13 protein-coding genes are annotated in these 13,511 nt (G+C 52.1%); 12 read left to right on the top strand and 1 reads right to left on the bottom strand.

Annotated features, from left to right (window positions below):
* Positions 1-104: 104 nt before the first annotated feature.
* Complete coding sequence (locus tag AC4BAN_RS12600; protein ID WP_490564760.1) at positions 105-1,244, bottom strand: acyl-CoA dehydrogenase family protein; 1,140 nt, start codon at positions 1,242-1,244, stop codon at positions 105-107.
* A gap of 230 nt (positions 1,245-1,474) precedes the next feature.
* Here AC4BAN_RS12600 and AC4BAN_RS12595 point away from each other — a divergent pair, with 230 nt between their 5' ends.
* The 12 genes from AC4BAN_RS12595 (at position 1,475) to uvrB (ending at position 13,506) form a co-directional block, all read left to right on the top strand.
* On the top strand, positions 1,475-2,221 hold the full coding sequence (locus AC4BAN_RS12595; protein ID WP_490564759.1) for a tyrosine-protein phosphatase: 747 nt from the start codon (positions 1,475-1,477) through the stop codon (positions 2,219-2,221).
* 22 nt (positions 2,222-2,243) lie between these two features.
* Positions 2,244-3,224 carry an NAD-dependent epimerase/dehydratase family protein gene (locus AC4BAN_RS12590; protein ID WP_490564758.1) on the top strand — a complete coding sequence of 327 codons (981 nt, stop codon included), beginning with the start codon at positions 2,244-2,246 and terminating at the stop codon, positions 3,222-3,224.
* Positions 3,225-3,290: 66 nt separating this feature from the next.
* Positions 3,291-4,688, top strand: a complete 1,398-nt coding sequence (locus AC4BAN_RS12585; protein ID WP_490564757.1) for a tetratricopeptide repeat protein — start codon at positions 3,291-3,293, stop codon at positions 4,686-4,688.
* Between the two features lie 6 nt (positions 4,689-4,694).
* Positions 4,695-5,468, top strand: a complete 774-nt coding sequence (locus AC4BAN_RS12580; protein WP_490564756.1) for a phosphosulfolactate synthase — start codon at positions 4,695-4,697, stop codon at positions 5,466-5,468.
* Positions 5,469-5,547: 79 nt separating this feature from the next.
* Complete coding sequence (locus tag AC4BAN_RS12575) at positions 5,548-6,522, top strand: polyprenyl-phosphate transporter (RefSeq protein WP_490564755.1); 975 nt, start codon at positions 5,548-5,550, stop codon at positions 6,520-6,522.
* Positions 6,523-6,536: 14 nt separating this feature from the next.
* On the top strand, positions 6,537-7,271 hold the full coding sequence (locus tag AC4BAN_RS12570) for a shikimate dehydrogenase family protein (RefSeq protein ID WP_490564754.1): 735 nt from the start codon (positions 6,537-6,539) through the stop codon (positions 7,269-7,271).
* Positions 7,272-7,374: 103 nt separating this feature from the next.
* The gene (locus AC4BAN_RS12565) at positions 7,375-7,773 is read left to right on the top strand and encodes a YkvA family protein (protein WP_490564753.1); all 399 of its coding nucleotides are present in this window, start codon (positions 7,375-7,377) and stop codon (positions 7,771-7,773) included.
* Between the two features lie 354 nt (positions 7,774-8,127).
* Positions 8,128-8,706: an RNA polymerase sigma factor gene (locus AC4BAN_RS12560; RefSeq protein WP_490564752.1), complete on the top strand. Its 579-nt coding sequence runs from the start codon at positions 8,128-8,130 to the stop codon at positions 8,704-8,706.
* Positions 8,684-10,342, top strand: a complete 1,659-nt coding sequence (locus AC4BAN_RS12555; protein WP_490564751.1) for an outer membrane beta-barrel protein — start codon at positions 8,684-8,686, stop codon at positions 10,340-10,342. Before AC4BAN_RS12560 ends, AC4BAN_RS12555 begins: the two co-directional genes overlap by 23 nt.
* Position 10,343: 1 nt before the next feature.
* Positions 10,344-10,772: a hypothetical protein gene (locus tag AC4BAN_RS12550; RefSeq protein WP_490564750.1), complete on the top strand. Its 429-nt coding sequence runs from the start codon at positions 10,344-10,346 to the stop codon at positions 10,770-10,772.
* 142 nt (positions 10,773-10,914) lie between these two features.
* Entirely contained in the window at positions 10,915-11,301 is a 387-nt protein-coding gene (locus AC4BAN_RS12545; protein ID WP_490564749.1) for a hypothetical protein, read from the top strand.
* A gap of 177 nt (positions 11,302-11,478) precedes the next feature.
* Positions 11,479-13,506 carry an excinuclease ABC subunit UvrB gene (gene uvrB, locus AC4BAN_RS12540; RefSeq protein WP_490564748.1) on the top strand — a complete coding sequence of 676 codons (2,028 nt, stop codon included), beginning with the start codon at positions 11,479-11,481 and terminating at the stop codon, positions 13,504-13,506.
* The last annotated feature ends 5 nt before the right edge of the window (positions 13,507-13,511 follow it).

Below are 13,511 nucleotides of genomic sequence, written 5' to 3'. Positions count from 1 at the left end.
TAACTAAGCTTTAACTTAAAAATCAACAGATTGACTAAATATTTATCTGTTTTTTTGAAAAAAGGCGTTTAAGCCCCTTAAAGCCAGAAAAATTACAGCCTGTTTTATTTAAGTATAGCTCTTGATATCACAAGTTTCTGTATTTCGCTTGTTCCTTCGCCTATGGTGCAAAGTTTCGCATCGCGGTAATACTTTTCTGCCGGGTAGTCTTTTGTAAAGCCATAACCGCCAAATATCTGCACGGCTTCGTTGGCTGTTCGCACCGAAACTTCAGAAGCATACAGCTTCGCCATAGCAGATTCTTTGTTCACGTTCAGGCCACGATTCTTCATGTCTGCCGCCTGGTAGGTAAGTAAAGAGGCTGCCTCTATCTCGGTGGCCATGTCGGCGAGCTTAAAGGCAATGCCCTGGAAGCTGGAGATGGGTTTGTTAAATTGTTGGCGCTCCTGCGAGTAGGCCAGTGCGGCCTCAAAAGCTCCCTGTGCGATGCCCAAAGACAGTGCCGCAATAGAAATACGTCCGCCGTCCAGCACTTTCATCGACTGGATAAAGCCATCGCCCACGTTGCCCAGGATCTGGTCTTGGTGTACGCGGCAATCCTGGAAAATGAGCTCCGTGGTTTCGGAGGCACGCATGCCCATCTTATCTTCTTTGCGCCCTGCGCTAAAGCCCGGGGTGCCTTTCTCAATCACAAAGGCCGTCATGCCATGCGAGTCGCCTACCTCACCGGTGCGCACGATCACCACGGCTACATTACCTGATTTACCGTGCGTAATAAAGTTCTTGGCACCATTGATCACCCAATGGTCGCCATCCTGCACGGCTACGGTGCGCATGTTGCCTGCATCAGAGCCTGTGTTTGGCTCTGTTAAGCCCCAGGCGCCGATCCATTCTGCTGTGGCGAGCTTCGGAAGGTACTTCCTTTTCTGCTCCTCGTTGCCGAACTGCAGAATGTGGCCGGTACACAAAGAGTTATGCGCCGCCATCGAAAGGCCAATAGAGCCATCGATCTTGGAAAGCTCTGCAATGGCCGTAACATACTCCAGGTAACCGAATCCGGAACCGCCGTATTCAGTAGGAACAAGCACGCCCATAAGTCCCAGTTCGCCGAGTTTTTTAAATACCTCTACCGGGAATTCCTGGCTATCGTCCCACGCACGCATGTAGGGTTTAATGTGCTTGGCACCGAAGTCGCGCACCATGTCCGCGATCATTCGCTGATTTTCAGTGAATTTTAAATCCATTTATAGTTTTGTGTGGCAGGTTAAACGTTTATTAGGTAACGGCTACATACAAGGTGTTGTTTACAAAGCTATACAATTGTGCGTAAAGCACCAATCCTGCGCTATGAATTCAGGATAAAACCGGGGCCGGGGCCAGTATATTTTTTGATGGTGGATTTTAATTGCGTTATTTTGAATGTATTTTACTAAAAGATGCTAGCGTTGGCATTTGGATTGCCAGGAAAAAGCGGATGATAAAGTTTTTAAAAAGCTTATTTGGAGATGAACATGTGCCTGAGGAGTCCTTCAGCGCAATTGGCATAGACATGCACTCGCATATCCTGCCGGGCCTGGACGATGGCTCAGACAGCCTGGAAAGGTCTCTGGAGTTAGTGCAGGTTATGAAGTCCCTGGGCTACCACAAGCTGATCATGACCCCGCACATCATGAGCGACTTTTACAAAAACACGCCCGAAGGCATCCGGGAGCGCCTCAGCCTGCTACAGAAGGCTGTGCAGGAAGCCGGGATTGCGATGGAGCTGGCCTGCGCCGCCGAGTACTACCTGGACGAAGGCTTCCTGGAAAAGCTGGACACGGGGCAAGAGCTGCTCACCTTCGGCGACAACTACCTGCTTTTCGAGACTTCGTTCCTGAATGAGCCCCTGAACCTGCGTGAGGCCATTTTCAAAATGCGATCCAAAGGGTATAAGCCCGTGTTGGCACATCCCGAAAGGTACACCTACTTTTATGGGAAGTTCGAGCAACTGGCCGAACTGCGGGAACTGGGCGTGCTTTTTCAACCTAACCTGAACTCCTTAACCGGTTATTACTCTCCGGGCGCTAAAACGGTGGCCGAGAAACTGATCGACAGCGGCATGGTGGATTTTCTGGGCTCTGATACACATGGGCTGAAACACACTGATTCGCTGCACAAGGTGCTGGCTTCCAAACACCTGACCAAAGCCCTGGCCCTGCCCTTGCGCAACATTCATCTATAGCCATCCCCATCCAGATTAACGCATGACTATTTTCATTACAGGCGGAAGTGGCCTCGTCGGCAGTTTCCTGATTCCGGCACTCCTGGAGCAGGGGCATGCCGTAAAGGCCCTGTATCGGGAGCGCGTCCCGCCGGTAAAAGGAGCCGAGCAAGTTACGTGGCTGGAAGGCGATGTGCTGGACCCCCTGTTTTTAAGACAAGCCTTAACGGGAGTAGAGGTCGTGTTCCACTGCGCCGGCCTGGTATCGTATGCGCCCCAGGACGAGGAACTACTCAAAAAAATAAACATTGAAGGCACTGCTAATGTAGTAGATGCCTGCCTGGAGCACGGCCACATTAAGTTGTGCCACGTGAGCTCCATTGCGGCAGTGGGCAGGCCCAAGGGCGTCAGCATACTAACCGAGCACAACAAATGGGACCCTGCGGCCGGGCACTCCGCCTACGCCAGTTCCAAATACCTGGGCGAGCTGGAAGTATGGCGCGGCATTTCAGAGAAACTGGAGGCCGTGATCGTGAACCCTTCTGTTATCCTCGGTCCCTCAGACTGGAGCCGCAGCAGCACGCAGCTGTTTAAGTACGTGTACAACGAGCGCGCTTTCTATACCCAGGGCAGTGCTAACTTTGTGGATGTGCGCGATGTGGTGGAGGCCATGATCAAACTGACCTTCTCCGATATCTCCGGGGAGCGCTATATCCTGAACGCGGTGCAGGCTAGTTACCAGGATTTCTTTCGTGGCGTGGCGGCCTGCTTCGGGAAAAAAGCGCCCTCTGTAAAAGTGCCGCCCGCCTTGGCCGAGGTAGTGTGGCGCCTGGAGCGCATCCGCACCTGGTTTACCGGAGGGCGCCCCCTCATCACGAAAGACACCGCACGGGTAGCAGGTAAAAACCACGTTTTCAGCAACGAGAAAGTAAAAAAGGCAACCGGTATCACCTTCAGGCCACTGGGTGAAAGCATCGCTTGGGTTTGCAAAGAACTAAAAGACTCTGCACCCGAAATCGGGTAAACTATTTGTGGCGTAAAAATGTAATAGGACAAAAGCTGTTCCCTTGCAGCTTGTTGGATTTTGGAGATGAAAGACAATTTTGAAGAACACAGCGAAGAGCTGGAACTGATAAACCGTTTCGAGCAGATGCTCGGTAGTAATGAGACCGTTTTCTTCGATCTCAATGACTTTGAACTGATTATAGACCATTATACTGCTAATTTCGACTATAAAAAAGCCCTGATCGCCTGCGACGCCGCCCTGGCGCAATACCCCTTCTCGTCAGAGATGATGATCGACAAGGCACAGCTGCTGGCCATGTCGGGCAGCTTTGAGGATGCGCTGATGGTAATTGACCAGGTGGCCGAGATAGAGCCCGACAGCGCGGATGTGCAGCTGACGCGCGGTATCATTTACACACAGCGCGGCGAGTTCAGGGATGCCATCGACTACTTTAAGAAAGCGCTGGCGTATTCCGAGGACCGCGACGACATTTACTTCAATATCGGGCTGGCCTACCAGACCTGGGGCAAGTTTAACTCGGCCATCAAGTACTATAAAAAGTGTGTGGCCCTTAACCTGGAGAACGAGGCGGCCATGCAGGAGGTGATCTATTGCATGGAGCTGACAAACACTATACGGGAGCATCTCCCGTTCTTCCAGGAGTTTGTCGACAAAGACCCTTACTCGTACGTGGCCTGGTTTAACCTGGGCAACGTGTACAACAAGCAAGGGCTTTACGATAAAGCCATCGCCGCCTACGACTACGCTTCTCTCATCAAGCCAGACTTTATAACGGCCTACAACAACATGGCCAACGCCTATGTGTTCCAGGGCGAGTACATCAAAGCCATCGAGAGCTTCAATGCCATGCTGGAGCACGGCTCCCCCTCCGCCGAAGTGTACTGTAACATCGGGGAGTGCTACGAGAAAATGCTGCAGTGGGACCTCTCGCGCAGGTACTACCAGAAATCCGTAGACCTGGACCCGGAGATGGATGAGGCCTGGTTTGGGCTTGGGGTGATACTGGATGCGCAGGGCAAGTGGTACGAGGCAGTGCACTTTTTCAAAAAAGCCGTGGAGCTGTACGATGACAGTGCAGACTATTGGGTGGCGCTCGCCGGGGCCGAGTATAACGTGGGGCACGTGGTATCGGCGCTCGAGAGCTATGCGCGCGCGGCCGAGGTACAGCCCGCCGACAAGGACATCTACCTGAACTGGTCCATTATCCTGTACGAGCAGGGCAATTTTGAAGAAGCCATCGATATTATTTTAAATGCGATAGAACTGCAGCCAGACGAAGCAGAGCTTTATTACAGGGCCTGTGCCTACATGCTTTCGGCAGGAAAATACCGCGAGGCATACAATTATCTGGAAAATGCTTTAATTTTGGACTTCGATAAGCACAAGCTGCTGTTTGAGTTCTTCCCTGAGCTGGAATCACAGCGCGCCTTATCCAGGTTGATTGATCAATATCGCAAATAAAACTAAATGAACTATTCGCTAAAAAGTATACCTGAACGCGAGCAAAAGCCGCGCGACCGCGGCTTTACCATGGCAATGGACAAAGGCCTGAGCGTGCGGGAGGCAGAGGATTTTCTGGAGGTTGCCGGAGAGTATGTAGACATTGTAAAGCTGGGCTGGGGTACCTCGTATGTGTCGCCTAACCTACAGAAAAAGCTGGATGTGTATAAGGAAGCGGGCATTCCCACCTATTTTGGCGGCACCCTTTTCGAGGCTTTCGTTATCAGGAACCAGTTTGATGACTACCGCCGCTTGCTGGACAAGTATAACATGCCTTTTGCGGAGGTGTCCGATGGCTCCATTGAGTTGCCCCACGATGAGAAGTGCAATTATATAAAGCAACTGAAAGAGCAGGTTACGGTGTTGTCGGAGGTGGGCTCTAAGGATGCGGAGAAGATCATCCCGCCTTATAAGTGGATCAAGCTGATGAACGCTGAACTGGAGGCCGGTGCCTGGAAAGTGATCGGTGAGGCCCGTGAAGGTGGGAATGTGGGCTTGTTCCGCTCTACCGGTGAGGTGCGCAGCGGCCTGGTAGAAGAGATATTGACCCAGATCCCGTTTGAGAAGATCCTGTGGGAAGCGCCCCAAAAGGCACAGCAGGTGTGGTTCATTAAACTGCTGGGCGCCAACGTGAACCTGGGCAACATTGCGCCTAACGAGGTTATTCCGCTCGAAACCATACGCTTGGGCTTGCGCGGCGACACGTTTACCCATTTCCTTGATTTAGAAAAACCTTGCTAGAAGGTTAAAGTATACCATCAAAAGTATTTAAATTGCCCGTCGGTATACACCCGAACGGGCAATTTTAGTTTTAAGCATCATGAGCCAGGTAAAGTCAGTGAAACATTCCAAAAAGAGAAGAACACTCCGGGAATACATTCTACTTTTTTCGAAAGGGGTGGGCATGGGCGCTGCCGATGTGGTGCCGGGTGTGTCTGGGGGCACGATTGCCTTTATCACCGGTATTTACGAAGAACTGCTCGGATCCATTCGCTCCGTGGATGGGCAGGCACTCAAGTTTCTGGCCCGTTTTAAGCTGGCGGATTTCTGGCGGCACATCAACGGCAACTTCCTGGTTGTGCTCATCTCCGGCATTCTCTTCTCCATTGCCTCTTTATCCAGGGTTATACTGTACCTGCTGGAGAATTACCCGGAAATGCTCTGGTCCTTTTTCTTTGGCCTGATCGTGGCTTCGGCTGTGGTGGTCAGTAAAAAGATCAGCCACTGGACCTGGGGAGTGGTGCTGGCCGGTTTAGCCGGTGCCGCCATCGCTTACTACGTAACGGTGGCCACGCCTACCCAAACCCCGGAGGCATACTGGTTTGTGTTCCTGTCCGGGGCGATTGCCATTTGCGCCATGATCCTTCCTGGTATTTCCGGAAGCTTCCTGCTGGTGCTGCTCTCGAAGTATGAGTATATCCTGGGGGCTGTAAAAGACCTGAAGGCAGGCGTGATCCTGGTGTTTGGTTTGGGCTGCATAACCGGTATCCTTACCTTCTCGCACGTAATCAACTGGATGCTGAAGCACTACCATAACGTAACGGTTGCACTGCTAACCGGCTTTATGGTGGGCTCCCTGAACAAAGTATGGCCCTGGAAAGTAACCCTGGAAACCTATACCGACCGGCATGGGGTGGTAAAGCCGCTGGTGCAGGACAATGTGCTGCCCGGCAATTACGAGACCCTCACCGGCCATGCCTCCTACCTGGCCTATGGCGTGGTGCTGGCTGTTTTTGGCTTCCTGCTGGTATACCTTGTAGATAAATTCACGGATGAGAATACCGCCCAGGTATAAACTTCAGTACTGGTATGCGTAAATTCGGCTTGATCGGAGAAAAACTGGGGCACTCGTTCTCTAAAAAATATTTTACGGAAAAGTTTGAGCGGGAAGGGATTGCCGGTGCTCAGTACGACCTCTACGAATTAGAGAACATGGCAGACCTGCGGCCCCTGCTGGAAAGGGCGCCTGACCTGGAGGGGCTGAACGTAACCATCCCCTACAAAGAGCAGGTGATCCCGTTGCTGGATGAGCTTGACGAGGCCGCCGCCCGGATAGGGGCCGTGAACACGATCAGGGTTACCAAGGGCCATGCAAAAGGCTATAACACCGATTACCTCGGGTTTAAATCAACCCTCGCAGCCTTTTACCCGGAGCCGGAACGTCAGAAAGCACTGGTACTGGGCACTGGTGGCGCGGCAAAAGCCGTGTGCACTGCCTTATCGGACCTACACATTCCTTATGCGCTTGTTTCCAGAAAACCGAACCCTGACGAACTGCCCTATGAGGCCATTACGCCGCAACTATTGCAGGAATACAACCTGATCATAAACACCACGCCGTTGGGCATGGCGCCCCATGTGCATACTTTGCCGGCATTACCTTACCAGGCATTATCAAGCAGGTATTATGTGTATGACCTGGTTTATAACCCCGAACAAACCCTGCTGCTACAGAAAAGCGCGGTGGCGGGAGCCCACATCCTGAACGGCATCAAAATGCTGCATGCACAAGCCGAGGCATCCTGGCGGATATGGAATCCCTAACATTGGATATACATTTAGATATTTTAATATAAAAGAAGGCAATAGCTGCAACATTTATGCTGTGCGTTCACGTAGAAGGGACAAAGCCTGACACCCTAATGCCATGACCCAGCTCCACGCCTTAAAGCAGAAAACACACACGATTAACACCGAGATCTATGCCCTTTACCTGGCCTACCGCGATGCGCGCGTGCAATGGTATGTACGTGTGCTCGTGGCGCTATCTATCGGCTATGCTTTAAGCCCGATTGACCTGGTGCCAGATCTGATGCCGGTGTTCGGGTACCTGGACGATGTGATGGTGTTGGCCCTTGGTTTCCATTTTGCTTACCAGCTGACAGGTAAGCAGGTGATCGGGCAGGCAAAGCTCCAGGCATTTGAAGAGTTGAACAGCACATCTGAAAGCGCAACAAATGCCCACAGAATAGTGAATTATGCCTGGCTACTGGCTTTTACGCTGGTTGCGCTGATGAGCTATAAACTGTTGAGCATAGCAGCATAAGGCACAAAGCAACCTGACAAAGAGTACCAATAGCTAAATTATACTTTGCCCTACAACAGAAAAGCCTCCATTAGCGGAGGCTTTTCTGTTGTAGGGCAGCAGTTAGCCAGGCCCGCCTCCTTCAAAATATTTATGAGCCATACTACCCTCTTCAGTTACACACGGTCTCAATTTTTAATGCAAGCGGCATGCAAGTGTACTTAACCCCGATATTTTCATATATTTAGTTCGATTTAGCCCCTTTTGGGGTTTTATGCAGGATTGCCCCCATCTAACTGAATTATTTTTAATGCCTTGCAACCCTTTTAGCCATGATGGAATCATAAGGGAGAGAAAGGCATAAGCTGGTAGCGTTTGAAGTTTTTTACAACACCTAAATCTGAAGAGGAAAAGCTCCTGGAGGGGTGCATTGCCGGTAAACGGGAAATGCAGCGGCTCCTTTATGACCTGTATGCCAAAAAGATGATGGCCGTTTGCCTGCGGTACGCGCCCACCACTTTCGAGGCAGAGGACATCATGCAGGAGGCTTTTGTAAAGGTGTTCTCAAATCTGGAGCGCTTTAAAAGAGACTGTCCCCTTGAATTTTGGATTCGCAAGATCATGGTGAACACAGCCTTGAAACATTTACGAAGCAAGCAGCTCCTGACAGTTTCGCATGAGGCCGAGGAAGTCGCCAGCATTTCTTCCGATTCCTATGGGTTGCAGGACTATAGCATGGATGAGTTGTTGCACATGATCCAGGGGCTGGCTCCACGTTACAGGATGGTTTTTAACCTTTACGCGATAGAGGGATACAACCACAAAGAGATAGGCGAGATGCTGGGCATTTCGGAGGGAACATCAAAGTCACAGTATTCACGCGCAAGAGTTATACTTCAGGGTATGCTTACGCGCCAGGAAAAAATATATCATGAGCATGTCATCAGCAGCTAATTCTAAGCGCGATTTACTGGAGAATGAGTTCCAGCGCCGCATGAACGACGCGGAGGCCACCCCGTCCGCTGACCTGTGGGCCCGCATAGACCATGACCTCACGCTACAGGAAAGTAAACACTACAAAGGCAGGATGGTGTTGTTTCGCCAGTTGGCGGCGGCCTGCTTCGTGCTGTTTGTGCTGGCTGGCGCTTTGTTAACCTACCACTTTAAAAAGGATGAGGCCGCCTCGGCAGCCATTGCCTCGCTGCAGGTAAACCCTGCACCCGTGCCGGTTGATCCTGAGCAAGAAATAACAAAGGCCCCAGCGCCGGAAGTAGCAAGCACCCCTGCACCACCAGCGGCACCAGGCATCAACAAAAACTCCCTGGCTGCCGCTACCCCAAGGCGAAAGGCCGTTGAGCAGCCAGCAGGTACGAAAGCGACGGGAACGATGATGCAACAAGAAACCAGTCCTGGAGCAGCACAGCGGGCTACCCTTGCACTTGCTTCAGTTGAGGAGCAGGGCGCTTTTAAAACCAGTTATAGCATCACCAACCCAGCGGACATGATCGGGGAGGGCTCGCACAAAAATTCAGCGTTTGATTCGCTAAAGCCCTTTTACCAGACGGCACGGCAGGCCATTACAGCCCTGCCACCCTCTTTTAATACCGGGCCGGGCATGGCTTCTGAGGTATTGCACAGCCCGGGAAGGGGCCGCTCGTTGGTTGCCCTGAGCCGTGCCACGCAGCAGGAAGCCGACATGCAGCAGCGAAGTATGGCGCTGGCGCTGGCCTTGAACAGGACGGACGAAAAAGCGGAAAATAACAGCAGTCACGACAGTCGCTGGACCTTGGGTATCGGATACGCGCCATCTTACTTTAACCAGAACATCGACATGCCAAACCAGATGAGCAACCCCGTGTCCAGGACTAGCTTTACGTCTGGCGGGAATGATAAAGCAAGCCAGGCTGCCAGTAACATAGCGGCGGCAAGCCAGGAATTTGAACAAAACACCGATCCGGCCTTCTCGTATGCCGTGGAGGCCAAAGCGGGTTTTAAACTGGGTAAAAAGCTAAAGTTACTCACTGGCCTGGGCTTCACCCAAAACGCCGCCCGCACAAAATCAAGCTATATCTTAAAGCAGTTCTCGTTTAAGCCGAATTCCAGCGAGCGCGTGGCTTTGCCTCCCTCCACGGTGTTCCTGCCCTCGCTCAGCAACAGCTTCTCCTCCGATTCCCTGAGCGTAGAAAAGGGAGATGATTTTTATGTGAACTACCGGTATCGGCATGTAACGCTTCCGGTGGGCTTGCAATTCGAGCGTGCGATAAACAACAACTGGTTTTGGTATACTGCTGGCGGCATAGCAGCGAATATACTGGTCGAAACAACCGTGATGGCGTCAGATAACGAGGTAAAGGCTGTGTACTATGACTACAACGATGCCTCACCGTTCCGTAAAGTGCAGTTTTCAGGCAACGTTTCGTTGGGGGTGGGGAAGCGGGTGGCACGAGCGGTATCGGTTACAGCCGGGCCGGAGTTCCGGGGCTATCTGAACTCTTTACTGGCAGAGCCCGACAAAGCGCTGGCGCCACAGGGCAGGCCGTATACGCTAGGCATGAACATGTCTGTGAACTATGACCTTGGTCGGAGGTAACATGAGCGCATCAGTACCAAACAAAGCGCCGCGCCTGCTACAAACCCTTTTATCCAGCTTTAAATGTATCGCCATGCTATACCTGCCGCTCGCTGTACATTTAGTTAGCTGTGCTGAAAACGCGCCGGTACCGGAGTGCCTTCAGGCAGAAGTGGTGGGCCCCGACTGTGCCACAGGCTGGCATGTGCTAAAATTGGCGGACCAGGAAAATAAGCCGGGGCGCTTGCCAAACGGCTATGCGGGCCAACTGCAGGGAGGATACGTTACGACGGATAATCTGCCGGAAGATTTCTGCCAGCCCGGCACCCTGATAGAAGTAGCCTTGGAAATAAACGGAAAGTATGGCCCGAAGTGTAGCTCCGAAGCCGTAGTATATCCTGCCGTAAAAGTAAGGCATGTGTGCTTTGGTAAAGCAAAGGCACAACCCTGAACCATTGGAATAGAGTGAAAAATTATGCGCTGAAATATTTCCACTTAATAGCACAAGTCCTTGCAACCCTTCCACCCCTTTTAGGGTCGTTTTATCAGAATACCGGTCATTTCTGGTAAAATCACCGCCAAACCCAAAAGCCATGCGTCAAACAATTTTAGTTATTGCCTGTTTCGTTGCAGTAGTGTGGCTGGCTGGTTGCCATGAGCAGGATGAGGCAAGTCCTTGCGTGTTTGCCCGCGTGGTGGATGTTGACCCCTGCGGCGACGGTGTGGTGTTGGCAGTTACAACAGATGCGGATGCCGCTGCGAATATACCCAGGTGCGGCAACGGCAATTTTTATGACTACGTAACGGTGGATAACCTGCCGGACAAGCTTAAAAAGGAGGGTACTGAATTTACCTGCCAGTTAGAAGAAAGGGAGGCTGAAATGCCTTGCCTCGCAATTTACATATATTATAAGGCTGCCACTGTCACGAAGGTGTGTAGCCAACCAGAACCTGCACCGGTAGTTGCAGCCAGGAATTAAGTTAGACATTCTTCCTGTACCAACACTGCCCCGAAGCCTGCTGCCCATACAGCAGGCTTCTTTTGTTTCCAGCCTTGCTTTGGTACAATCTCGTATCAGCAATAAACGAGCAAAAGGCAAACTAACTGCCCGTTTTCAATGTTATCGTTTATCTTTACCGATCCGTTAAAAACAAGCATGGATTTTAAGTTAACCTCAGAGTTTCAGCCAACCGGCGACCAGCCGAAAGCCATCGCCCAACTTACGCAGGGAATAAACAATGGAGAGCCCGTGCAGGTGCTGCTCGGCGCCACAGGCACGGGCAAAACCTTTACCATGGCCAACGTAATCAGGAACACGGGCAAGCCTACCCTGGTACTGTGCCACAACAAAACCCTGGCCGCCCAGCTCTACGGAGAGTTTAAGCAGTTCTTTCCGGAGAATGCTGTGGAGTATTTCATCTCTTACTACGACTATTACCAACCGGAGGCCTACATTGCCTCCTCGGATGTTTTCATAGAGAAAGACCTGGCCATAAACGAGGAGATAGAGAAGCTCCGGTTGCATACCACCTCGGCGCTGCTTTCCGGCAGGCGCGATATTGTGGTGATCGCATCGGTTTCCTGCATCTACGGTATCGGTAACCCGGAGGAGTTTGGCAAGAACGTATTGCACCTGGCACCGGGCCAGCGCTACAGTCGCAATAACCTGCTCTATATGTTTGTGCAGATCCTGTACAGCCGCACCGAGGCCGAGTTCACACGTGGAACATTCCGGGTGAAGGGCGACACGGTGGATATATACCCGGCCTATGCCGACTTCGCGTACCGTTTATACTTCTTCGGCGACGAGCTGGAGCAGATTCACCGCATAGATCCGCCGTCCGGTAAAAAGCTGTCGGATGAGCAGGCCATTACCCTGTACCCGGCCAACTTGTTTGTAACCGGAAAAGACACCCTGCACCAGGCCATCAACGAGATACAGTTCGACATGGTGGCGCAGCACGATTATTTCCTGAAAGAGGACAGGCCGGCAGAGGCCAAGCGCATAAAGGAACGCACGGAGTTTGACCTGGAGATGATCCGTGAGCTGGGCTACTGCTCAGGCATCGAGAACTACTCCCGCTACTTCGACAGGCGTGCTCCGGGTGCCCGCCCGTTCTGCCTGCTCGATTACTTTCCGGACGATTTTCTGATGGTGATAGATGAGAGCCACGTAACGGTTCCACAGGTAAGGGCCATGTGGGGCGGTGACCGCTCCCGTAAAGTGGCGCTGGTAGAGTATGGCTTCCGTTTGCCGGCGGCCATGGACAACCGTCCGCTTACCTTCAATGAGTTTGAGAGCATGATGCACCAGGTGGTTTTCGTGAGCGCCACGCCCGGCGACTATGAGAAGCAGAAAGCAGAAGGCGTTATTATCGAGCAGATCATACGCCCGACCGGCCTGCTGGACCCCGTGATAGAAGTGCGCCCAAGCACAAACCAGGTAGATGACCTGCTGGATGAAATTGACGAGCGGGTAAAGGAGGGTGCCCGTGTGCTGGTAACCACGCTTACAAAACGCATGTCCGAAGAGCTGGCAAAATACCTGGAGCGCCTCAACATCAAAGTTAAGTACCTGCACTCCGAGGTAAAGACCCTGGACCGGGTGGAGATCCTGCGCGAACTGCGCCTGGGGGTGATAGATGTGCTGATAGGCGTTAACCTGCTGCGCGAGGGACTGGATTTGCCAGAGGTGAGCTTAGTGGCCATTTTGGATGCAGATAAGGAGGGCTTCCTGCGCGACCAGCGTTCGTTGATACAGACCATGGGGCGGGCTGCCCGTAACGAAAAAGGCAAGGTGATCATGTATGCCGACCGGATGACAGGCTCTATGGAGCGCGCCATTGACGAAACCAACCGCCGCCGTGCCACTCAAATGGCCTACAACGAAGAGCACGGCATTACGCCACGCACCGTGTTCAAGTCGCAGGAAGAGATTTACGAGCAAACCTCCGTGGCCGATGCCCGCAAGAAAGAAGTGAAGATGTACGCGGGTCCGGAGGAAGTTTCGCTGGCAGCAGAGCCTATTATCCAGACAATGAAGCGCGACGAGCTGGAGAAGCTCATCAAAAAGACGGAGAAAGCAATGGAAGGCGCTGCCAAAGACCTGGACTTTCTGCAGGCCGCTAAATACCGCGATGAACTGGCGGAGCTTCGGAAATTACTGAAAACCAAGCGCGACTGAAACAA

This window comes from Pontibacter sp. GD13 (assembly GCF_058216355.1).
The sequence above is the reverse complement of the archived record's forward strand: the minus strand, read 5'-3'. Positions and strand labels throughout refer to the sequence as shown.

Excerpts from the sequence above, each read along its gene's own strand:
- AC4BAN_RS12600 (WP_490564760.1), bottom strand. The coding sequence starts at position 1,244 with ATGGATTTAAAATTCACTGAAAATCAGCGAATGATCGCGGACATGGTG.
- AC4BAN_RS12595 (WP_490564759.1), top strand. The coding sequence starts at position 1,475 with ATGATAAAGTTTTTAAAAAGCTTATTTGGAGATGAACATGTGCCTGAG.
- AC4BAN_RS12590 (WP_490564758.1), top strand. The coding sequence starts at position 2,244 with ATGACTATTTTCATTACAGGCGGAAGTGGCCTCGTCGGCAGTTTCCTG.
- AC4BAN_RS12585 (WP_490564757.1), top strand. The coding sequence starts at position 3,291 with ATGAAAGACAATTTTGAAGAACACAGCGAAGAGCTGGAACTGATAAAC.
- AC4BAN_RS12580 (WP_490564756.1), top strand. The coding sequence starts at position 4,695 with ATGAACTATTCGCTAAAAAGTATACCTGAACGCGAGCAAAAGCCGCGC.
- AC4BAN_RS12575 (WP_490564755.1), top strand. The coding sequence starts at position 5,548 with ATGAGCCAGGTAAAGTCAGTGAAACATTCCAAAAAGAGAAGAACACTC.
- AC4BAN_RS12570 (WP_490564754.1), top strand. The coding sequence starts at position 6,537 with ATGCGTAAATTCGGCTTGATCGGAGAAAAACTGGGGCACTCGTTCTCT.
- AC4BAN_RS12565 (WP_490564753.1), top strand. The coding sequence starts at position 7,375 with ATGACCCAGCTCCACGCCTTAAAGCAGAAAACACACACGATTAACACC.
- AC4BAN_RS12555 (WP_490564751.1), top strand. The coding sequence starts at position 8,684 with ATGAGCATGTCATCAGCAGCTAATTCTAAGCGCGATTTACTGGAGAAT.
- AC4BAN_RS12550 (WP_490564750.1), top strand. The coding sequence starts at position 10,344 with ATGAGCGCATCAGTACCAAACAAAGCGCCGCGCCTGCTACAAACCCTT.
- AC4BAN_RS12545 (WP_490564749.1), top strand. The coding sequence starts at position 10,915 with ATGCGTCAAACAATTTTAGTTATTGCCTGTTTCGTTGCAGTAGTGTGG.
- uvrB (WP_490564748.1), top strand. The coding sequence starts at position 11,479 with ATGGATTTTAAGTTAACCTCAGAGTTTCAGCCAACCGGCGACCAGCCG.